The sequence below is a fragment of the Bradyrhizobium sp. USDA 4510 genome, assembly GCF_054059095.1.
In genome coordinates this window covers 3,547,520-3,569,438 of sequence record NZ_JBSSBT010000001.1, presented here as the reverse complement: position 1 = coordinate 3,569,438, position 21,919 = coordinate 3,547,520, and the positions used below count along the sequence as shown (strand labels likewise).

At 64.9% G+C, this 21,919-nt stretch carries 17 protein-coding genes and 1 pseudogene; 7 read left to right on the top strand and 11 right to left on the bottom strand.

Annotated elements, in window-relative coordinates; translation table 11 throughout:
• The gene (locus tag ACVMDN_RS16170; RefSeq protein WP_141340440.1) at positions 1-1,209 is read right to left on the bottom strand and encodes a deoxyguanosinetriphosphate triphosphohydrolase; all 1,209 of its coding nucleotides are present in this window, start codon (positions 1,207-1,209) and stop codon (positions 1-3) included.
• 138 nt (positions 1,210-1,347) lie between these two features.
• Here ACVMDN_RS16170 and erpA point away from each other — a divergent pair, with 138 nt between their 5' ends.
• Positions 1,348-1,677 carry an iron-sulfur cluster insertion protein ErpA gene (gene erpA / locus ACVMDN_RS16165; RefSeq protein ID WP_016846874.1) on the top strand — a complete coding sequence of 110 codons (330 nt, stop codon included), beginning with the start codon at positions 1,348-1,350 and terminating at the stop codon, positions 1,675-1,677.
• A gap of 63 nt (positions 1,678-1,740) precedes the next feature.
• On the opposite strand, the gene ACVMDN_RS16160 is transcribed toward erpA, so the two are convergent.
• Both ACVMDN_RS16160 and ACVMDN_RS16155 read right to left on the bottom strand, forming a co-directional pair.
• Positions 1,741-4,869 (bottom strand): efflux RND transporter permease subunit, encoded by a 3,129-nt coding sequence (locus tag ACVMDN_RS16160; RefSeq protein WP_141340441.1) that lies wholly within the window; start codon positions 4,867-4,869, stop codon positions 1,741-1,743.
• Between the two features lie 3 nt (positions 4,870-4,872).
• Positions 4,873-6,006 carry an efflux RND transporter periplasmic adaptor subunit gene (locus ACVMDN_RS16155; RefSeq protein ID WP_057018545.1) on the bottom strand — a complete coding sequence of 378 codons (1,134 nt, stop codon included), beginning with the start codon at positions 6,004-6,006 and terminating at the stop codon, positions 4,873-4,875.
• A 237-nt stretch (positions 6,007-6,243) separates the two neighbouring features.
• Here ACVMDN_RS16155 and ACVMDN_RS16150 point away from each other — a divergent pair, with 237 nt between their 5' ends.
• Positions 6,244-6,669, top strand: coding sequence for a GNAT family N-acetyltransferase (locus ACVMDN_RS16150; RefSeq protein ID WP_057018546.1), 426 nt, complete (start codon positions 6,244-6,246; stop codon positions 6,667-6,669).
• Positions 6,670-6,714: 45 nt separating this feature from the next.
• On the top strand, positions 6,715-7,512 hold the full coding sequence (xth, locus tag ACVMDN_RS16145) for an exodeoxyribonuclease III (RefSeq protein ID WP_076828641.1): 798 nt from the start codon (positions 6,715-6,717) through the stop codon (positions 7,510-7,512).
• A gap of 21 nt (positions 7,513-7,533) precedes the next feature.
• Here xth and ACVMDN_RS16140 read toward each other — a convergent pair whose 3' ends face one another.
• From ACVMDN_RS16140 to ACVMDN_RS16130, 3 genes are all read right to left on the bottom strand, one after another.
• Positions 7,534-8,370, bottom strand: a complete 837-nt coding sequence (locus ACVMDN_RS16140; RefSeq protein ID WP_026192730.1) for a tetratricopeptide repeat protein — start codon at positions 8,368-8,370, stop codon at positions 7,534-7,536.
• Complete coding sequence (ilvD, locus tag ACVMDN_RS16135) at positions 8,357-10,081, bottom strand: dihydroxy-acid dehydratase (protein ID WP_018271516.1); 1,725 nt, start codon at positions 10,079-10,081, stop codon at positions 8,357-8,359. Before ilvD ends, ACVMDN_RS16140 begins: the two co-directional genes overlap by 14 nt.
• A gap of 223 nt (positions 10,082-10,304) precedes the next feature.
• Positions 10,305-11,957, bottom strand: coding sequence for a sensor domain-containing diguanylate cyclase (locus tag ACVMDN_RS16130; RefSeq protein ID WP_253623902.1), 1,653 nt, complete (start codon positions 11,955-11,957; stop codon positions 10,305-10,307).
• A 477-nt stretch (positions 11,958-12,434) separates the two neighbouring features.
• Between ACVMDN_RS16130 and ACVMDN_RS16125 the strand changes: the two genes are divergently transcribed.
• Positions 12,435-12,617, top strand: coding sequence for a hypothetical protein (locus ACVMDN_RS16125; RefSeq protein ID WP_016846867.1), 183 nt, complete (start codon positions 12,435-12,437; stop codon positions 12,615-12,617).
• 252 nt (positions 12,618-12,869) lie between these two features.
• Here the strand turns inward: ACVMDN_RS16125 and ACVMDN_RS16120 are convergent.
• From ACVMDN_RS16120 to ACVMDN_RS16105, 4 genes and pseudogenes are all read right to left on the bottom strand, one after another.
• Positions 12,870-13,785, bottom strand: a pseudogene (locus ACVMDN_RS16120) (hydroxymethylglutaryl-CoA lyase).
• Complete coding sequence (locus tag ACVMDN_RS16115) at positions 13,782-15,791, bottom strand: acetyl/propionyl/methylcrotonyl-CoA carboxylase subunit alpha (protein WP_076828731.1); 2,010 nt, start codon at positions 15,789-15,791, stop codon at positions 13,782-13,784. The pseudogene ACVMDN_RS16120 and the gene ACVMDN_RS16115 overlap by 4 nt, the downstream one beginning before the upstream one ends.
• Before the next feature lie 14 nt (positions 15,792-15,805).
• Positions 15,806-17,410, bottom strand: coding sequence for a carboxyl transferase domain-containing protein (locus ACVMDN_RS16110; protein ID WP_038386820.1), 1,605 nt, complete (start codon positions 17,408-17,410; stop codon positions 15,806-15,808).
• A gap of 141 nt (positions 17,411-17,551) precedes the next feature.
• Complete coding sequence (locus ACVMDN_RS16105; RefSeq protein WP_028332150.1) at positions 17,552-18,724, bottom strand: isovaleryl-CoA dehydrogenase; 1,173 nt, start codon at positions 18,722-18,724, stop codon at positions 17,552-17,554.
• Between the two features lie 192 nt (positions 18,725-18,916).
• On the opposite strand from ACVMDN_RS16105, the gene ACVMDN_RS16100 reads away from it, so the two are divergent.
• Positions 18,917-19,570 carry a TetR/AcrR family transcriptional regulator gene (locus tag ACVMDN_RS16100; RefSeq protein WP_076828648.1) on the top strand — a complete coding sequence of 218 codons (654 nt, stop codon included), beginning with the start codon at positions 18,917-18,919 and terminating at the stop codon, positions 19,568-19,570.
• A 2-nt stretch (positions 19,571-19,572) separates the two neighbouring features.
• Positions 19,573-20,067, top strand: coding sequence for an Lrp/AsnC family transcriptional regulator (locus tag ACVMDN_RS16095; protein WP_057018554.1), 495 nt, complete (start codon positions 19,573-19,575; stop codon positions 20,065-20,067).
• Between the two features lie 33 nt (positions 20,068-20,100).
• On the opposite strand, the gene ACVMDN_RS16090 is transcribed toward ACVMDN_RS16095, so the two are convergent.
• Complete coding sequence (locus ACVMDN_RS16090; protein WP_016846428.1) at positions 20,101-20,406, bottom strand: ETC complex I subunit; 306 nt, start codon at positions 20,404-20,406, stop codon at positions 20,101-20,103.
• 243 nt (positions 20,407-20,649) lie between these two features.
• Here ACVMDN_RS16090 and ACVMDN_RS16085 point away from each other — a divergent pair, with 243 nt between their 5' ends.
• Positions 20,650-21,813 carry an OpgC domain-containing protein gene (locus tag ACVMDN_RS16085; protein ID WP_050384313.1) on the top strand — a complete coding sequence of 388 codons (1,164 nt, stop codon included), beginning with the start codon at positions 20,650-20,652 and terminating at the stop codon, positions 21,811-21,813.
• The last annotated feature ends 106 nt before the right edge of the window (positions 21,814-21,919 follow it).

Here is a 21,919-nt window from a genome sequence, read left to right as displayed (position 1 = left end):
CTAACGCAAATCCGGGGTCGAGTCAAAAAGCCTTTGGTGCTCGATCAGGGCGAAACGGTCGGTCATCCCGGCAATGAAATTGCCGATCCGCCTGTTCCGAGCGCTTCCGGTCTCCTGCACGCTGCCCTCGATCCATTCCGCCGGCAGGTCTTCAGGCGATTGCTGGTAGCGCTCGAACAGATTGCGGACCACCTCCTCCGCCTCCCCCATCACCAGCATCACCCGCTTGTGGCGATACATCCGCCGGAACAGGAACGCCTTGATCGCCGCCTCCTGCTCCGCCACCTCCGACGGAAACGCGATCAGCGGGGTATTGTGGTGGCGCACGTCGTGCGCCGATTGCGGCTGCGCGGCCGCGAGGCGCCGGCTCGCCTCGTTGAAGACCGCGCTGATGAAGTGTGAGATCAGCTCACGGACCAGTTCGGCGCCGCGCCGGACCTCGTCGAGCCCGGGATAGTGGCGGTCGATCTCGGCGATGATCTCAGCGGTCAGCGGCATCTCCTTGAGGTCGTCGACCGCGAACAGGCCGGCACGCAGGCCGTCATCGATATCGTGCGCGTCATAGGCGATGTCGTCGGCGAAGGCCGCGATCTGCGCCTCGAGCGAGGCATAGCTCCAGAGCTCGAGGTCGTGGCCCTTGTTGTAGTCGGCAATCCCGATCGGGATTCCACTTACCAGGTAGCGGCCGGCGGGTGCGCCACCGCGCTCGGTCAGCGGACCGTTGTGCTTGACGATCCCCTCGAGCGATTCCCAGGTCAGGTTCAGCCCGCCGAATTCGGGGTAGCGATGCTCCAGCGAGGTGACGACCCGCAGCGCCTGCGCATTATGGTCGAAGCCGCCGTCATCCCTGAGGCATTCGTCGAGCGCCCGCTCCCCGGCATGGCCGAACGGCGGATGGCCGAGGTCATGCGCCAGCGCCAGCGTCTCGGTCAGGTCCTCGTCGACCCCGAGCTGGCGGGCCAGCGCCCGGGCGATCTGCGCGACCTCCAGCGAATGGGTCAGCCGCGTGCGGTAGTGATCGCCTTCGTGGAAGACGAAGACCTGCGTCTTGTGCTTGAGGCGGCGGAACGCGGTGGAATGAATCACCCGGTCGCAGTCGCGCCGGAACGGGCTCCGGGTCCGGCTCGGCGGCTCCGCGACCAGCCGGCCGCGGCTGCGATCGGGGTCGCAGGCATAAGGCGCGCGGGGGGCAGCCATTCCGACCGACACTGTATTTTAGTCCTTATCCATTTGATTCCATGGTCCGACGCACTTAACTATGACTGAGGCGGCCGACCAAATGAATTGGGGATGACGCCGGGCCTGATCCGGATCGGATCATGCTCAAATAGGGTTTCGGAGACCGACATGACTGCTGCCATCACCGTCAGCGAACGGGCCGCCCGCCGGATCGGGCAGATCCTCAGCAAGGAAGGCGAAGGCGCCAAGCTGCGCATTTCGGTCGAGGGCGGCGGCTGCTCCGGTTTCCAGTACAAGTTCGACGTCGAGCGCACCCAGGCCGATGACGACCTCGTGATCGAACGCGACAGCGCGGTGGTGCTGATCGATCCCGCCTCGGTCCCGTTCCTCGCGGGCTCGGAGGTCGACTTCGTCGACGACCTGATCGGCGCCTCGTTCCGCGTCGTCAATCCGAACGCCACCGCCTCCTGCGGCTGCGGCACCAGCTTCTCGATCTAACGCTTCGCGATCCCGGGCGGTTTCTCCCGGCGCGCCGGTTTCCGGCTCGCGCCGAATGCTCGGCTATTCCGCCGCGACCACCTGCGGCCGCTCGACGTCGCCGCCCGCCTCGGCTTGCGGGTCGAGCTTGCGGCGCAGCCTGCGGTCGATGCGGTCGAGATAGATGTAGATCACCGGCGTGATGAACAGCGTCAGCAGCTGCGACACGCAGAGGCCGCCGACCACGGCGACGCCGAGCGGTTGACGCAGTTCGGCGCCGGCACCCGCGCCGAGCGCGATCGGCAGCGTGCCGAAGATCGCCGCGAACGTCGTCATCATGATCGGACGGAAGCGCAGCAGTGCCGCCTCGCGGATCGCGTGCTCGGCGCTGAGGCCGACGCGGCGACGCTCCAGCGCGAAGTCGACCATCATGATCGCATTCTTCTTGACGATGCCGACCAGCATCACGATGCCGATCATCGCAATCACAGACAGCTCCATCCCGAACATCATCAGCGTCAGGATCGCGCCGATACCGGCCGACGGCAGGCCGGAGATGATGGTGATCGGGTGGATGAAGCTCTCGTAGAGAATGCCGAGGATCACGAAGGCTGCGAACACCGCGGCGAGGATCAGCACGCCCTGCCCGCGCAGCGAATCCTGGAACACCTGCGCGGTGCCGGAGAAGCCGGTCACAATCGTCGGCGGCAGGTTCGCGGTCTGCTCGAGTTCGGTGATCTTGTCGACCGCGTAGCCGAGTGAGGTGCCCGGCGCGAGGTTGAACGAGATCGTCACCGCCGGCTGCTGGCCCTGGTGGTTGATCTGCAACGGCCCGACCGTCGGCACCAGCCTCGCCACCGCATCCAGCGGAATGGTCTGGTTGTTCGCGGTCTTCATGTAGAGCTTCGAGAGGTCGGACGGATCGACGCGGAACTGCGGCTGCACCTCGAGGATGATCTGGTAGTCGTTCGACGGCATGTAGATGGTGCCGACCTGCCGCGCGCCATAGGCGTTGTAGAGCTGGTTGCGGACCTGATCGACGGTGACGCCGTAGACCGCCGCCTTCTCGCGGTCGATGTCGACCGTCATCTGCGGGTTCTTGATGTACAGGTCGGTGGTAACGTCGAGCAAGCCCGGAATCTTCTCGATCTTGTCGCGCATCTCGGGCGCCAGCCGGTACAGCGCCTCGGTATCGCCGCTCTGCATCACATACTGATACTGGCTCTTGGAGATGCGCCCGCCGATGCTGAGGTTCTGGATGCTCTGGAAGAACGCCTGCATGCCCGGGATCTCGCGCGCCTTCTGCCGCAGACGGCCGATCACCACGGTGGCGTTGTCACGCATCTTCTGCGGCTTCAGCGCGATGAACAGACGGCCGTAATTCGCCGTCGGATTGGGACCGCCGGAGCCGACCGTAGAGTTGATGTACTCTATCGCCGGATCGGTCCGCAGCACCTCGACCAGCGCCTGCTGGCGCACCTTCATCGCCTCGAACGAGGTGTCGGTCGCAGCCTCCGTCACGCCGATCAGAAAGCCGGTGTCCTCCTGCGGGAAGAAGCCCTTCGGCACGATCATGTAGAGGTAGACGGTGCCGCCCAGCGTAGCCAGCGTCACCACCAGCATCAGGGCCTTCTTGGCCAGCACCCAATCCAGCGCCCATTCATAGGCCCGCAGCCAGGCCTCGAACATCGCCTCGAACGCCCGCAGCACGACGTTCGGCCGCTTGGTCGCGTCATGCGCGCGCAGCACACGGGCGCACAGCATCGGCGTCAGGGTCAGCGACACGAAGCCGGAGACGATGATCGCAACCGAGATCGTCACCGCGAATTCGCGGAATACGCGGCCGACGATGCCGCCCATCAGCAGCACCGGGATGAACACGGCGATCAGCGAGAAGGTGATCGAGATGATCGTGAAACCGATCTCGCGGGCACCCTTCAGCGCCGCCTCGAACGGCTTCATGCCGTGCTCGATGTGGCGGACGATGTTCTCCAGCATGACGATGGCGTCGTCGACCACGAAGCCGACCGAGAGCGTCAGCGCCAGCAGCGTCATGTTGTTGATGGAGTAGTCCAGCGCGTACATCGCCGCGCACGTGCCGAACAGCGAGATCGGCACCGCGAGCGCCGGGATGAAGGTGGCAGAGGCCGAGCGGAGGAACAGGAAGATCACGAGGATCACGAGGCCGATCGCGATCAGCAGGGTCTCCTCGACGTCGCTGACCGCCTGGCGGATCGAGACCGAGCGGTCCATCATGACCTGCATGGTCACCGAGGGCGGGATCGCGGCGCGCAGCGCCGGCAGCTTGGCCAGCACGGCGTCGACCACCGCCACGGTGTTGGCGTCGGGCTGCTTCTGGATCGCGAGCACGATCGCCCGCTCGTCGTTCATCCAGGTCGCGATCTTGTCGTTCTCGACGCTGTCATAGACCTTGGCGATCTCGTCGAGCCGGACCGGCGAGCCGTTGCGCCAGGCGACATAGATCTGGCGGTAGTCGGCCGCCTTGTCCATCTGGCCGGAGGCCTGCAGCGCGACGTCCTGCTTGGGGCCATTCAAGGTACCGACCGGCGTCGACGAATTGGCGCGCGACACCGCGGCGCGGATATCCTCCATCGAGACGCCGCGCGCGGCGGCGGCCTCCGGATCGGCCTGAACGCGGATGGCGAATTTCTGCGCGCCGTAGATCAAGACCTGGGCGACGCCCGGCAGCTGCGACAGTGCCTGCCCGATCGTGATGTCGCCGTATTCGTTGACGCTCGACAGCGGCAGCGTCGCCGAGCCGAGCGAGACGAACAGCACCGGGAAGTCCGCCGGGTTCACCTTTCGGAAGCTCGGCGGGATCGTCATCTCGATCGGCAGCCGTCGTTGCGCGATCGTCAACGCGGTCTGCACGTCGAGCGCGGCGGCATCGATGTTGCGGTTGAGGTCGAACTGGATGGTGATGACGCTCGTGCCCTGCGAGGAGTTCGAGGACATCGAGGAGATGCCGGCAATGGTCGAGAGCTGGCGCTCGATGATGCCGGCGACCGAGGCCGCCATGGTGTCGGCGCTGGCGCCGGGCAGGGTCGCGGTCACCGCGATGGTCGGGAAGTCCACCTTGGGCAGCGCCGAGACCGGCAGCAGGCGGAAGCCGAACACGCCGAATGCGATGATCGACGCCGTGATCAGCGTCGTCATGACCGGGCGGCGGATGCAAAGCTCGGAGAGCGTCATCGGTCAGGCTCCGGCCTTGCGCGCCCGCAGTTCAACCCGCGATCCCTCCGAGAGCAGCAGCTGGCCGTCAACGACGACGCTTTCATCGCCCGCCAATCCGTCTGAGATCACCGAGCTGCCCTGGAAGGTGCGATCGACCTTGACCGGCCGAACCTTGGCAACGCCGTCCTTGACGACGAAGACGAAATTGCCGTTCTGGCTGCGCTGCACCGCGACCGTCGGCACCACGACCGCGTCTTCGCTGCGGATGATCAGCTTGGTCTGCACGATGGTGCCGGGCCAGAGCGTCTCGCTCTCGTTGTTCATGATGCCGCGCACGGTCACCATGCCGGTGGTCGCGTCGACGGCGTTCTCCACCATCGCGACCTTGCCGCGCTCGGAGCGCTGGTGGCCGGGAATGGTCGCGATCACCTTTGAATCGCCCTTCCCCATGGCGTCGCGCAGATCGACCAGCGCCCGCTGCGGAATCGCGAAGGTGACGTAGACCGGTGCCATCTGGTTGATGACCGCGAGCGGCTGGGTGTCGGCGGGGCGGACGAAGTTGCCGACCTTGACGTTGGCGGCGCTGATCCGTCCCGCGAATGGTGCGCGGATGACGGTGTAGCTCTTCTGGACGCGGAGGTTCTCCAGCGCGAAGCGGTCGGCCTTGATGGTGCCGATCAGGACGTCGGACTGGGTCTTGGCGTTGTCGAGGTTGACCTGGGTGGTCGCACCCTTGCCGACCAGTTCGGTGTAGCGGCGGAGGTCGCGCTGCGCGCCCTCGAGCTGGGCCTGGTCGCGGGCCAGGACGCCCTCGGCCTGTTCGATCTGCGCGTCGATCTGCCGCGCGTCGAGGGTGAACAGCAGGTCGCCTTCATTGACCCTGGCGCCGTCCTCGAAATGCACCGAGACGATGGTGGTCTCCAGCCGCGACTTCAGCGCCACGCTGGAGATCGGCGTGACCTGTCCAATGGCATCGACATCGACCGGAACCGATTTGCGTTCCGCCTTAGCGAGATCCACGGACACCACGCGCGGCCGCGCCGTCCCTTGCGCGGTGGCGGCGCCGCCACCCATCCATGAAGTGCGGGTCATGTAAGCCGCCCCGGCCGCAATGCCGAGAACAGCGACAGTCAGAACCAAATTGCGTTTTTTCATAAGTTTTGCACGCGCGCCGCCGGCTTCCCTTGAAGGCCGGGTGCGCGTCGTCACTCCCCCATCGGCAATTGTTGCGCCTTGTTTCCTGAGAGGGTTAGCACAGGCGGACCGCCCATGGTATGCCACCTAAGTGAAATAGTGCGGCTTCAATCCGGTGATTTGCATGCGCATCGCCGGACGTTTTGAGTAACCGGGCCGCATCCGTTCTGCTTCATTGAGCTTTCGAATCGCGACCTTATGTCCACCTCCGTCCTTGTCTGCCCCTGGGAAGAAGCTCGCGAACGCTCCCGTGCCATCCGCTACAGCGTCTTCGTCGAGGAACAGCGGGTGCCGGTAGAATTGGAATGGGACGACATGGACGCATCGAGCTGGCATGCGCTGGCGTTCGCCGACGACGGTGCGCCCTTGGCCACGGGCCGGCTGTTGCCGGACGGTCATATCGGCCGCATGGCCGTGCTCAAAGCTGCGCGCGGCACAGGCGTAGGCGCCCGCGTGCTGGACGCGCTGATGGCCAAGGCGGCCGAACTCGGCTATCCGGAACTGATCCTCAACGCGCAGACGCACGCGGAGCCGTTCTACGCACGCGTCGGCTTCGAGCGCATCGGCGCGGAATTCGAGGAGGCCGGCATCCCGCACATCGAGATGCGGAAGCGCCTGGTCTAAGCGGGGCGGCGCTCGGTCACGTGCCCCCACAATGAAGGAAGTCCGATGGCAGTTCGCATCGCTACGTGGAACGTCAACTCGGTCCGGCAACGGATCGAGCTTCTGGTCAGCTGGCTGAAGGAGTGCTCCCCCGACATCGTCTGTCTGCAGGAGATCAAATGCGTCGATGATGCGTTTCCCCGCCTCGAGGTCGAGGCGCTCGGGTACAATGTCGTCACCCACGGCCAGAAGACCTTCAACGGCGTCGCGCTGCTGTCGAAGCTGCCGTTCGACGAAACCAAATCGGGCCTCGCCGGTGACGACGAGGACGCACATGCCCGCTTCCTCGAGGGCGTCGTCACGCTGAAGCAGGGCGTGATCCGGGTCGCGTGCCTTTATCTGCCCAATGGCAACCCCGCCAATACCGACAAATATCCGTACAAGCTCAAGTGGATGTCGCGGCTTCTTGAGTATTCGAAGGAGCGGCTGAAGGCCGAGGAGCCGTTGATCCTGGCCGGCGATTTCAACGTCATCCCGGCCGCGCGCGACGTCTACAATCCCGCCGCCTGGGCCGATGACGCCCTGTTTCGGCCTCAGACCCGCGAGGCCTTCCAGTCGCTGCTCGGCCTCGGCCTGACCGACGCGCTGCGGGCGGTCAATGACGAGCCGGGCCAGTACACTTTCTGGGACTACCAGGCCGGCGCCTGGCAAAAGAACTGGGGCCTGCGCATCGACCACCTGTTGATGTCGGCACAAGCGAGCGACCGGCTGATCGACGTCGGCATCGACAGCTATGTGCGGGCTTGGGAGAAGCCGTCCGACCATGTCCCGGTCTGGGCCGATCTCGATTTCGAGATCGCCTGACCCCGCCGGCCGGCGGGAAGATCAATCCCGGCGGCCCTGCACCCAGTGCTCGAGCATCTGCAGCGCCATCGCGCGATCGTCCTCGGAGGCCTTGGCGATCGCCCGGTTGTAGCTTTCCTTGATCCAGGCCTCATCCGGCGTCGCGCTGTCGCGCGCCAGCGTCAGCCACATCAGGCCGCGGGCCCGCTGCGGCGGCAGGCGGTCGCCGTTGAACAGCATCTGGCCGAGCAGCGCCTGCGCCTGATGCTGGCCCTTCTGGGCGGCAAGCCCGAGCCAGCGCGCGCCGTAGCGGAAGTCGTCCCGCGAGGCGTCCGGCGTCTTCAGGTAGAGCCGGGCAAGGTCGTATTGGGCGTCGGCATTGCCGAAATAGGACGCGGCATAGGAGAACATCTCCCGCGCCCGCTCGGTGTCCGCCTTCACCTTGGAATTGGGAATGCCGCTCAGATAGTAGCGGCCGAGCGCGACGAAGGCGTTGGCCACGATCGAGGCCTGCGGTGCCGACGGCGAATCCTCGGCATGCGCATTGGCGATCCGGCTGAAATATTCGAAGGCGCGCATGTCGTCCTGGATGACGCCGTCGCCCTCGGCGTACATCTTGCCGAGCTTCCACTGCGCGACGGGGTGGCCGCCTTCGGCCTGGTACTGCAGCGTGCTGAACGACGAGGTCGGCGAGGTCGCCGCAGGCGCCACTGGAGTGGCGGCCCGTTTCAGCGCGCCGGCGGTCCCCGGCTGCGGGGAAACCACAGGAAGAACCGTATCTTGTGGGTTGACCGGTGCGCCGTCGAATCCGAATCCGGGGCCCGCCACCGGGATGGCCCCTAACGCAAACGCCAATATCGTACGCCTAAACGTCCGCATAACACTGTTTCTCGTACGCGCCACCCGGATGGGTGACTGCGCCATCCACCGCCGGCCCCACTTGCTCGGCGTACTTCCACAGCGCACCAGATGTATGGTTCGTCGCGCGAGGGGCCCATTTGGTCTTACGATTTGCGAGTTCGGCGTCGCTCAAATTTACGTTAAGGGTGCCGGCGACCGCATCGATCTCGATGATGTCGCCGTCTTGCAACAACCCGATCGGCCCGCCGACGGCCGCTTCAGGTCCAATATGTCCGATGCAGAAGCCACGGGTGGCGCCGGAGAACCGGCCATCGGTGATCAGGGCAATCTTGCCGCCCATCCCCTGCCCGGTCAGTGCCGCCGTGGTCGCCAGCATCTCCCGCATGCCGGGACCGCCCTTCGGCCCCTCATAGCGGATCACGATCACCTCGCCTTCCCTGTAGGTGCGCTTCTGCACCGCCTCGAAGGCGTCTTCCTCGCGGTCGAAGCACCGGGCCGGACCGGTAAACCTCAGGTTGGACATTCCCGCGACCTTCACGATCGCACCCTCCGGAGCGAGATTACCCTTTAGCCCGACAACGCCACCCGTCACGGTGATCGGATTGTCGGCGGGCCGCACCACATCCTGGTGCGGATTCCATTTCACGCTTTTGAGGTTTTCGGCGATCGTTCGGCCAGTGACGGTTAGGCAATTCCCGTGCAGGTGGCCATTGTCGAGCAGCGTCTTCATCAGCAGCGGAATGCCACCTACTTCAAACATGTCTTTGGCAACATAACGGCCGCCCGGCTTCAAATCCGCGACGTAAGGAGTCTTTTTGAAGATTTCGGCAACGTCGAACAAATTGAATTTAATGCCGCACTCATGGGCGATCGCCGGCAGGTGCAGCGCAGCATTGGTCGAACCACCTGAGGCTGCAACCACGGCCGCAGCATTTTCAAGGGCTTCGCGGGTGACGATGTCGCGGGGCCGGATGTTTTTCTCGATCAGCTCCATCACCTTCTCGCCGGCGGCGGCGCAGAAGGAGTCGCGGATCTCGTAGGGCGCCGGAGCCCCGGCGGAATACGGGAGCGCGAGGCCGATCGCCTCGGAGACGGTCGCCATGGTGTTGGCGGTGAACTGGGCGCCGCAGGCGCCGGCCGACGGGCACGCCACCCGCTCGATCTCGTCGAGGTCCTCGTCCGACATGGCGCCGACCGAGTGCTTGCCAACCGCCTCGAACATGTCCTGGACGGTGACCGGCTGGCCGCGGAAGTTGCCGGGCAGGATCGAGCCGCCATAGATGAAGATCGACGGAACGTTGAGGCGGACCATCGCCATCATCATGCCCGGCAGCGACTTGTCGCAGCCGGCGAGCCCGACCAGCGCGTCATAGGAGTGGCCGCGGACCGTCAGTTCGACCGAATCGGCGATGCATTCGCGCGACGGCAGCGACGAGCGCATGCCGTCATGGCCCATTGCGATGCCGTCGGTGACGGTGATGGTGCAGAACTCGCGCGGCGTGCCACCGGCCGAGGCCACGCCCTTCTTCACCGCCTGCGCCTGGCGCATCAGCGAGATGTTGCAGGGAGCGGCTTCATTCCAACATGAAGCAACGCCGACAAAGGGTTGATGAATCTGGGCTGTCGTCAGCCCCATCGCGTAGAGATAGGACCGGTGCGGAGCGCGTTCGGGCCCTTCCGTCACGTGACGGCTGGGCAGCCTGCCCTTGATGTTCGTCTTGGCGTCCATCGCGACCCTGTTCCCGGCGCTCTTTCCTCCATCAACGCCGGAACCCGAAAAAATGTCCCGCCGTCGGAGCGCTGGCTATTCAGCTACGTGAATATCCTTTCATGTCGGGGTGTGGCTAAAAAGCGGCGCGACTACGGACCGGGTGCTTTTAAGGTTAAATGTTCAGGCATCGTTGCAACATCGCAACAATCGTGGCCGCCGCGCAACCATGTATTATCAGTCCTTATAGGGACCTGACGGGGACCCGACCACCTGCAATTTGCCCGGCGGCCAGCTTCGGTGGCGACGGAGGTGACCAGCACTCCGTGCGATTCCTGCCGTGCTCCTTGGCCTGGTAGAGCGCCGCATCGGCAGCCTTCATTAGGGCATCGATCCCCGGCATGCTTGTGAGCGCCTCGGCAACGCCGATGCTCACCGTGAGTGATACCGGCCGATCATCCGCACCCACCGTCAGCGCTTCCGCCCTCTTGCGGATGCGTTCGGCGACGGTTCGGGCGCGCGACAATGTGGTCTCCGGCAGCAGGACGGCGAACTCCTCGCCTCCAACGCGGCCGACGACGTCGGACTTGCGCTTGCCCCGAATGCATATCCCGGCGACAGCCTTGATGGCCTCGTCACCGACCGCATGTCCGAAGCGGTCATTGATGCTCTTGAAGTGATCGATATCGACCATCAGCACGGATACCGAACGATAGTAGCGCTGGAACCGGCTCCACTCCGCATCCAGCGTCGTCAGGAAGTGCCTGCGGTTGAACAATCCGGTGAGCGGATCGGTGGTCGCGAGCACCTCCAGCTGCCGTGCGTTGCGTACGAGATCGGTCACGTCGACGAAGGTCAGCATGCGACCGCCGTTTGCCATCGTCGAGCAATGGATCCTGATATGGCGACCGTCCGGCGTCTGCACGTCGCGCTTGTGATCGCCTGCCTTGATCTCCGCAATCCGCTTCGCAGGAAAGGCCCTGATCTGCTCCGGGGTCGCGCCCGTCGGAGCGGCGCGGCGGTTGCGCGTGAGCAGCGTGATGTATGCCGGATGCCGCGCGACCTCCTCCTCGCTCACCTCCCAGAATTCCCGCATTCGCCGATTGAGGAAGATCGCATTGAGATCGCGGTCGAGCAGGACGACGCCGTCCTCCACAGTCTCGAGCGCGCCGGTCAGCACCTTCAGCTTGTCGGACGCGCGCACGATGTCGGTCACGGGCGTGTAGCTCACCATCCGGCCGCCGTCGGGCAGCGGCGTGCACTGACATCGAACCACGTCGCCATTGCTGCGCCTGAGATCGATCGGGCTCGGGTCCCCGACGTTCACGAGGCGGACGCGCTCGGCAACATAGGCTTCGAGTTGCGCGGCCGGCAGCTCGTAGGCCATCGTCTTGCAGCCGTGATGCATCAGGTCGGTGAAGCTGGGGTTGCGGTCGGCCACCTCGTCCGGAAGCCGCCACATGTTCCGAAACGCGCGGTTGATGAACTGGGCCTTCAGCTCCACGTCCAACAGCAGGATGCCGACGGGTATCTGATCGAGCGCCGCGCGCAGCGCCAGCATGTGCCCGCGCAGAATATCGCCGCTGCGCCGCTCCGGAATGGCGGCCGGCGCAGGAGCGGCAGGCGTGGGCGCCGCAGCGTTGGCCTGCTGCTCTTCAAAAGCCAGGCCGAGCTGGCGGTCCGATTGCCACAGCCGTTTGCATGGCTTCACCTGATTGCTGCCGACGAGCAACAGTTGAATGTGATCGGGAATGCCAACGACACTTTCGAGTTCCACGGTGGCGCCCGTCTCCGTGAGCTGGCGGACCGTGCAGTCGAAGGCCGACCGGCCGAAGTTGAAGACGATCTTTCCGGCCAGAAACGTTCGGCCGCGGGAAGCTGACACCTGTCCGGACATAGCGAGAATCCACCTGGAGCAATTGCGAGCCCCTCACCTCAGCACGTTTGAGTCACCAAGCCATGAACGCTTTCCGGAGGGTTTATCGGGAGCCGAGCCGATGACGCCGGCTGTGTGCGCCGCAAAACGGGTTCCATTCGGTGGAAAGGACTCGCTCGTAGGGTGGAGCGAAGCGATACCCATCATTCGCGCCGCGGATACTGAATTGATGGGCTTCGCTGCGCGCTACCGATCCGATTACGGCTCCGCCGCATCGTCCTCATATCCGAGCGCTTCGATTTGCCTCCGGAATTCCTCGAAACGCTCATGCGCTTCCGCCTTCGCTGTTCGAGCTACGGCGGACAAGTCGCTCCCATCAATCGGTCAAAGTCACTGCCGGGAAGAATTTAGTTCTACCCCATAATTATGCTGTGTTAGACACAGTCCGAGTAGTAGCGTCGCAACTCCCTCAGTAACAGTGTCAGGGAAACGCCCGCCATGTCTGCTCTCCAAGCAAAGCTGGAACGATTTGAGATCCTCGCCGACGAATGCGAGCTGATCGCTAGCAGGACGCTGGATGGGAGCAACCGCGAGCTATACCAGCGGCTGGGCGGGCACTATCGCGAGCTGGCGACCGATATGAGGGCCGTGATCGCGACGATCAATGCTCCTGCGGCGTAAGAAAAAGGGCCGCTCGAAACAACAAGCGGCCCAAGTCTAGGGAGGAAACGCCCTCAAGGAGGGCGGCGATAGCGCGAGGCGCTGTCGCACGCTACGCATATGGGTTGAGAGTCCAGCATCGGGAGCCCAGACTGCGCAAGCCAGAGGCGCGACTATGAGCCTTGAATCTGCGCTTCGCAGCGCATAACTCCCAACGCGACCGCCGACGATTGAGGCGGCTACGATCCCAAATCGCTCCAAGCATCCCACAATTTACGATTTGGCGAGCCGCGTGCGCTTCGCGTTGAGCGCGGACGCAACACGGCTGACCGGCGGACGGCCGAGCAAGCCGGCCATCTCGTTGGTCGCGGCCAGCAGTCTGTCCATATCGATCCCGGTCTTCACGCCCCATGCCCTCGAGCATGTAGACGACGTCCTCGGTCGCAACGTTGCCGGTGGCGCCGGGGGCGTAGGGGCAGCCGCCGAGCCCCCCGGCGGCGGCATCGATGACGCGAACACCCTCTTCCATGCCGGCATAGAGATTGGCCAGCGCCTGGCCGTAGGTGTCGTGGAAGTGCATCGCAAGGTTGCCGACCGGCAACTCGGAACCGACCGCACGCAGCATCTGTTTGGCCTTCAGCGGCGTGCCGACGCCGATGGTGTCGCCAAGCGAGATCTCGTAGCAACCGAGATCCCACAGCGTCACCGCGAGGTCGGCGACCGCCTTCGGCTTGATCTCGCCGTCGAACGGACAGCCGAGCACACAGGAGATGTAGCCACGCACCTTGACGCCGTCGGCCTTGGCGCGCGCCAGCACCGGCTTGAAACGCTCGATCGATTCCGCGACCGAGCAATTGATATTGGCGCGCGAGAAGCCTTCGGAGGCCGCCGCGAACACCGAGACCACCGCGGCGCCGGCCGCGCGCGCGGCGTCATAGCCCTTCTCGTTCGGAACCAGCACGTGGAATTCGGCGCCCTTGATGTGGCTGACGCCGCGCAGCACCTGGTCAGAGCTCGCCATCTGCGGGATCGCCTTCGGCGACACGAAGGCGCCGACCTCGACGGTATTGAGCCCGGCCGCCACCAGCGCCTCGACGAAGGCGATGCGCGCCTCGACGCTGACCGGCGTCTTCTCGTTCTGCAGGCCGTCGCGCGGCCCCATCTCGACGAGCTGGATCTGATCGCTCATGATGCGGCCGCAGGTTCGACTTCGGCAAGCTCGACGCCCTCGCCGACGATGTCGCCGACCTTGCATTTGAGCTTCTTCAGCAGCCCGGCATAGGGCGCGCGCAGGGTCTGCTCCATCTTCATCACTTCCAGGGTGAGGATCGGGGCGCCCTTCTCCAGTGTCGCGCCCTCCTCGGCCAGCAGCGCCACCACCGTGCCCGGCAAGGGCGCCACGATCTTGTCCTCGCCGACCTGCTCCTCGCTCTCGCCGCCGAACGGATCGACCCAGTGCAGGTCGAAGCGGCCGTTGCGGGTGCGCAAGTAAAGCTCGTGGCCCTCGATGACCGAGGCTATACTCGACTTGAGGCCGTTGAGCGTCAGGTCGAAGCCGTCATCGCCGGCTGACGAGATGGCGAAGACGAGTTCGCGCCCGCCGACGGAGAGCGTCGACGGTCCGTTGCCATAGTGCAGCGTGATGGTCTGGGCAGGCTCATGGCCCTGCCGGAACGAAAACACCCGCTGACGGCGGCCGACCGGCATCCAGCCGAAGGCCTGCCAGGGCGAGTTGGCCTCGCGTCGCGCCGCCTTCTGCTCGTCGTTGACGATCGCGGCCACCGCCGCGCAAAGCTCGAACTCGCCGGCCGTGCCCGTGCTCGATGTCAGGTTCTTCAGCTCGCGCTCGATGAAGCCGGTGTCGATCGCATTGGCTCGCGTATCCTTGTGCGTCACCAGCGCCGACAGGAACGGGATATTGGTGACGATGCCGCGGACATCGGTCTCCTGCAGTCCGCGATTGAGCTTGTCGATCGCGCCCTCGCGCGTCGGCGCCCAGGCGATCACCTTGGCGAGCATCGCGTCGTAGTACGGCGAGACGTTATCGCCGCTGCGATAGCCGGCATCGATGCGCAGGCCGTCGCCTTCCTGTGGCGTGCGCCAGGTCTTGATGCGGCCGACCGAGGGCATGAAGTTCTTCTGCGGGTTTTCCGCGTAAACGCGCGCCTCGATGGCATGCCCGTTCAGCCTGATCTCGTCCTGCTTCAGCGGCAGCGCCTCGCCGAAAGCGACGCGGAGCTGCCATTCAACGAGATCGACGCCGGTGATCAGCTCGGTGACGGGATGCTCGACCTGCAGGCGGGTGTTCATCTCGATGAAGAACACGTCCTTGCCGTCGGAGACGAACTCGATGGTGCCGGCGCCGATATAGTTGACCGCGCCGGCGGCCTTGCGGGCGGCCTCGCAAACCGTCTCGCGTTGCGCGGCGTTCAGCGTCGGCGACGGCGCCTCCTCGATCACCTTCTGGTGGCGGCGCTGCAGCGTGCATTCGCGCTCCCACAGCGAGAGCAGATTGCCGTGGCTGTCGCCGATGATCTGCACCTCGATGTGGCGCGGGTTCTGCACGTATTTCTCGATCAGCATGCGGTCGTCGCCGAACGCCGCCTTGGCCTCGCGCTTGGCGCTGGTGATCGCGGCCGTGAGCTCAGCCGCCGAATTGACCACACGCATGCCGCGGCCGCCGCCGCCGGCGGACGCCTTCACCAGCACCGGGAAGCCGATCCGGTTGGCGGCCTCCGCCAGCGTCGCCTCGTCCTGGGCCTCGCCGTGATAGCCCGGCACCAAGGGCACGCCGGCCTTCTCCATCAGCGCCTTCGAGCCGGACTTCGAGCCCATCGCCGTCATCATCTCGGCGGTCGGACCGACGAACACCAAACCTGCTTCAAGACAGGCCTGCGCGAACTCGGCATTTTCAGACAGGAAGCCGTAGCCAGGATGCACCGCCTCGGCGCCGGTCTCCTTGGCGGCGGCGATGACGCGCTCGATGTTGAGATAGCTGTCGCGCGCCCGGGCAGGCCCGAGCAGCACGGCCTCGTCGGCGAGCGCGACATGCATCGCGTCGCGGTCGGCCTCGGAATAAACCGCGACGGAGCGCAGCCCCATGGCGCGCGCCGAGCGGATGACGCGGCAGGCGATCTCGCCGCGGTTGGCGATCAGAAGCGTGCGAAAACGCCGGGTGAGTTTTGAGCGGTCCATGATCAGATCCTGGGTCACATCCTGAACAGGCCGAATTTCGTCGGCTCGATCGGCGCATTCGCCGCCGCCGAGAGGCCGAGCCCGAGCACGAGGCGCGTATCGGCGGGATCGATCACGCCGTCATCCCACAGCCGCGCCGTGGCGTAATAGGGATTGCCCTGCTTCTCGTATTGCGCGCGGATCGGCTCGCGGAACTTGTCTTCCTCTTCCGCCGACCAGCTCTCGCCCTTGGCCTCGATGCCGTCGCGCCGCACCTGGCTCAGCACCATCGAGGCCTGCTCGCCGCCCATCACCGAGATGCGCGCGTTCGGCCACAGCCAGAGGAAGCGCGGGCTGTAGGCGCGGCCGCACATGCCGTAATTGCCGGCGCCGTAGGAGCCGCCGATCACGACGGTGAATTTCGGCACCCCGGCGGTGGCGACCGCCGTCACCAGCTTGGCGCCGTCGCGCGCGATGCCGCCGGCCTCGTACTTCTTGCCGACCATGAAGCCGGTGATGTTCTGCAGGAACACCAGCGGAATGCCGCGCTGGCAGCACAGCTCGATGAAATGCGCGCCCTTCAGCGAGCTCTCGCTGAACAGGATGCCGTTGTTGGCGATGATGCCGACCGGATAGCCAAAAATATGGGCGAAGCCGCAGATCAGCGTGGTGCCGTAGAGCTTCTTGAACTCGTCGAATTCGGAGCCGTCGACGATCCGCGCGATGATGTCGTGCACGTCGAACGGTTTTCTGCCGTCGGCGGAGACCACGCCATAGATCTCCTCGGCCGGAAACAGCGGCTCCTGCGCAGGGCGCATGTTGAGCTGTGCCTTCACCGGCTGCTTCAGCGTGCCGACGATGCGGCGCGCGATCCCGATCGCGTGGGCATCGTTCTGGGCGTAGTGATCGGTCACGCCGGACTGCCGGGAGTGGACATCGGCGCCGCCGAGTTCTTCGGCGGTGACGACCTCGCCGGTCGCGGCCTTCACCAGCGGCGGACCACCAAGGAAGATCGTGCCCTGGTTGCGTACGATGATGCTCTCGTCGGACATCGCCGGCACATAGGCGCCGCCCGCGGTGCAGGAGCCCATCACGATCGCGATCTGCGGGATGCCCTGCGACGACATCTGGGCCTGGTTGTAGAAGATGCGGCCGAAATGCCGTTCGTCGGGAAAGATCTCGTCCTGCAGCGGCAGGAAGGCGCCGCCGGAATCCACCATGTAGACGCAGGGCAGATTGTTCTGCCGCGCGATGTCCTGGGCGCGCAGATGCTTCTTCACCGTCATCGGGTAATAGGTGCCGCCCTTGATGGTGGCGTCGTTGGCGACGATGATGCATTCGCGGCCCGCGATGCGCCCGACGCCGGTGATCACGCTGGCCGAATGCACGTCACCGCCATAGAGCCCGTTGGCGGCGAGCGGCGACAGCTCGAGAAATGCGGTGCCGGGGTCGACCAGGAGATCGACGCGATCGCGCGCCAGCATCTTGCCGCGCGAGGTGTGCCGCTTGCGCGAGGTCTCGCCGCCGCCGCCGGCCACCTGGTTGAGCTTGCCGCGGAGCTCCGCGACCAGGCCGCGCATCACCTCGGCGTTGCGGGCAAATTCAGAAGATGTGGGATCGATCGTCGAATGAAGCGGCATCGGTGTTTGCACGTTTCGTTGGAGTATCGGTGGGGTTCAAGGTCAATCATCGTGCCGGGGTGAGCACAACTGCCACCACTGGTGCGGTGACAGCCCCTCACCCCGCCCCTCTCCCCGCAAGCGCGGGCGAGGGAGAAGACATCAGGCTGTCTTGGCGAACAGTTCGCGGCCGATCAGCATGCGGCGGATCTCGCTGGTGCCGGCGCCGATCTCGTAGAGCTTTGCGTCGCGCAGCAAGCGGCCGGTGGGATAATCGTTGATGTAGCCGTTGCCGCCGAGCAGCTGGATCGCATCCAGCGCGCATTGGGTGGCCTTCTCCGCGGCATAGAGGATGGCGCCGGCGGCGTCCTCGCGCGTGGTCTCGCCGCGATCGCAGGCCTTCGCCACCGCGTAAACATAGGCGCGCGAGGCGTTCATCGTGGTGTACATGTCGGCGACCTTGCCCTGCACCAGCTGGAACGAGCCGATCGGCTCGCCGAACTGCTTACGCTCGTGCACGTAGGGCAGCACGACGTCCATGCAGGCCTGCATGATGCCGATCGGCCCGGCCGCCAGCACCGCGCGCTCATAGTCGAGACCACTCATCAGCACGTTGACGCCGCGGCCGACCTCGGAGAGCACGTTCTCCTCCGGCACCTCGCAATCCTCGAACACCAGTTCGCAGGTGTCGGAGCCGCGCATGCCGAGCTTGTCAAGCTTCTGCGCGGTGGAAAATCCCTTCATGCCCTTTTCGATGATGAACGCGGTGATGCCGCGCGGGCCGGCGTTCGGATCGGTCTTGGCGTAGACCACCAGCGTATCGGCGACCGGGCCGTTGGTGATCCACATCTTGTTGCCATTGAGGACGAAGCGGTCGCCCTTCTTGTCGGCGCGCGTCTTCATCGAGACCACGTCCGAGCCCGCCTGCGGCTCCGACATCGCGAGCGAGCCGACATGCTCGCCCGAGATCAGCTTCGGCAGGTATTTGCGCTTCTGTGCCTCGTTGCCGTTGCGGCGGATCTGGTTGACGCAGAGGTTGGAATGCGCGCCGTAGGACAGGCCGACCGAGGCCGACGCCCGCGAGATCTCCTCGACCGCGATGCAGTGCTCGAGATAGCCGAGGCCCGAGCCGCCATACTCCTCCTCGACGGTGATGCCGTGCAGGCCGAGCGCGCCGATCCTGGGCCAGAGGTCGCGCGGAAACTGGTTGCTGCGGTCGATCTCGGCGGCGCGCGGCGCGATCTCGTTGGTCGAGAAATCATGCACCGTCTCGCGGATCGCATCTGCGGTCTCGCCAAGGTCGAAATTGAAGATTGCCGCCTGGTTCGAGGCCATGATCCCTCCCGTGAGATTCATCTTGCAATTAAACGATCATACGTTTTTTTCTTGGCTTCGCAAGCAATCGTGCTATGGTTTGTGCGCGAAATCCGCAGTTCATTGAATTCACTGGGATTTCATGCGATATACATACGGTCGTTCGCTTGTTTCCTGGTCCTCCCTGGCAAGCCAACACCCTCCGAGGCCCCGATGGCACGCACGATCGGCTCACACGGCCCCACCACGCTGGAGGCGATCCGCAAGGCCGGCGTGCGCCTGATCTTCGAGCACGGCTACGAGGCCATGAGCCTGCGCCAGCTCGCCGCCGAGGTCGGCATCCAGGCGGGCTCACTCTACAACCATATCTCAACCAAGCAGGACCTGCTGTTCGATCTGGTGCAGGACCATATCAACGATTTGCTGCGCGAGCTTGACCTTGCGCTCGAGGGCAAGGCCGATCCGGGCGAGAAGCTGCGCGCCTTTGTCGCGTTCCACGTCACCTATCACATGACCCGCAAGCGCGAGGTCTTCATCGCCAATTCCGAGCTGCGCAGCCTCGATGCGAAGAACTACGACGCGGTGGTGGCGCTGCGCGGCGCCTATGAGCAGCGGCTGGCGCAGATCCTCACCGACGGGGTGGCGGACGGCGCGTTCGAGGTGGTCGACATCCAGGTCGCGACCTTCGCGATCCTGGCGCTGCTCACCGGGCTGTGCACCTGGTACCGCCCCGGCGGCCGGCTGACCCGCGACGCCATCATCGCGGCGCATGAGAAGCTGGTGCTGTCGGGCGTGGCGCCGCGGGCTGCGATCGGCCAGGCGAGCCACGGCAGCGACAGCCGGCGCGCCGCCGTGGCGGGCTCGTGACCGTGACCGAGCGCCCACAGCTCGATGACATCGATCTGCGGATCCTGTCCGAGTTGCAGCGGGACGGCCGGATCAGGATCAACGAGCTCGCCGAGCGGGTCGGCATCACTGCCCCGCCTTGCCTGCGCCGGGTTCGCGCCCTGCGCAGCCGCGGCGTGATCCAGGCGATCCGCGCCACGCTGGACGAGCGGCTGCTCGGCTATGAGGTGACGACCTTCGTGCTGATCCAGCTCGACAGCCAGACCCTGAGCGCGATCGAGGCGTTCGAGGCTGATGTGGCGGCCGTGCCGCGCTTCCTGCAATGCTGGCGGATCTCGGGCGATGCCGACTTCATGCTCCGATGCGTCGCGCCCAGCGTCGACGAGATGCGCCAGCAGCTGCTGCAATTCGCCGGCCTGCCCAATGTGCGTAAGATCAGAAGCTTTCCGGTGCTCGGCGTCTCCAAGGACGCGCCGCTGCCGATCCCGGGCGCCCTCGCCGCGCCCGCGGCGAGCTGATCGGGCGCTAGTCTGGACTTAGTGGGTCCAACCTTAGTGGGTCCAAGGCTCCCAGCGGCGGAACGCGAAATTGTCGGCATAGGCGATCTGGCGGTGCGCCGAATCCTTCGGCTCGATCACCTGGTAGGCGATGCCCTTGCGCTCGCAATAGGCGACCGCCTCTTCCTTGGTCTCGAACTGCAGCGTCAGCTGCTGCTTCATGTCGGTGGACGAGGTCCAGCCCATCAAAGGCTCCACGGAGCGCGGCTGCTCCGGCTCGTAGTCCAGTTGCCACTCTTTGGTCTTGGCACGTCCCGATTGCATCGCGTTTTTGGCGGGCTTAAAAATGCGTGCGGTCATGGATGGTCGGCCCCGTGGGATGTGCGACATGGAAGCGATTTGAAGGAAACCGCCGGGATAGTATAGAGACACCTATCAACGATCTGATCGGTGATTCCTCGATCTCGGAGGCAGCCTTCGCCGGACCGGTATAGTCATTCTACCGCGCTGTGACAATCTGGCCTCGGGAGGCTTCCCTTAGCAGTCCCCCGGGCCCGCGGCGCGATCTTCTCGACAAGCATCACCTCGAGGAAACGGCGCGCCATGGAAATCCACGCTACCCTGCCCGAAAAAGGACGTGACCTCCGGCTCGACCTGTTCCGCGGGGTCGCGAACTGGGCGATCTACCTCGATCACATCCCCGACAACGTCGTGAACTGGATCACGACGCGGAATTACGGCTTCAGCGACGCCGCGGACCTGTTCGTCTTCATCTCCGGCTACACCGCCTCCTTCGTCTATGCCCGCATGATGCTGGAGCGCGGCTTCATCGTCGGCGCCACCCGGCTGACCAAGCGGGTCTGGCAGCTCTATGTCGCCCACATCATCCTGTTCGTGATCTACATCGCCTCGATCAGCTATCTGGCGCTGCGCTTCGGCGATTCCGAGATCATCAACGAGTTCAACGTCGCCGGCCTCGTCGACAACGCCACCGAGACGCTGCGCCAGGGCCTGTTCCTGAAATTCAAGCCGGTCAATCTCGACGTGCTGCCGCTCTATATCGTGCTGATGGGCCTGTTCCCCCCGGTGCTGTGGTTCATGCTGCGGCGGCCGAACTGGACCATGGCGGCCTCGCTCGTGCTGTGGCTGGTGTCGCGCCACCAGGGCTGGAACCTGCCGGCCTACCCGGCCGGCAGCTGGTACTTCAATCCGTTCGCCTGGCAGGTGCTGTTCGTGTTCGGCTCATGGTGCGCGATGGGCGGCGCCCGCAACAACATGCGCATCATCAACTCGCGCTACACGCTGTGGTTTTGCATCGCCTATATGATCTTCGCGCTGATCATGACGATGGCCGGGCGCTTCCCGGACTTCGGCGCCATGTTCCCGGACTGGCTCTATTCGGCCTTCAACCCGAACGACAAGACCAACCTCGCGCCGTATCGCTTCCTGCACTTCGTGGTGATCACGGTGCTGGTGATCCGCTTCATCCCGAAGGACTGGGCGGCGCTGGAGTGGAAGGTGTTCGATCCCCTGATCGTCTGCGGCCAGCAGTCGCTGGCGGTGTTCTGCGTCGGCGTGTTCCTGTCCTTTGTCGGACATTTCGAGCTCTCGATGAGCTCGGGCTCGCTGTTCGCGCAGATCTTCGTCAGCATCTCCGGCATCGCGATCATGACGATCGTGGCCTATTACATCTCGTGGTCGAAGCGGCAGGACAAGCCGGTCAAGCCGCCGGCGGCAAAACCCACGGCGCCGGCGAAGGCGGCGTAAGTCCCTTATTTTTGAGCAAGGCCGCGCAAACGCTTCGCGTTTGTCGCGGGGAAAACCGCTTCGCACTTTTCCGGGCCATGCTCTAGAGCATTTTCGGTTCTGATTG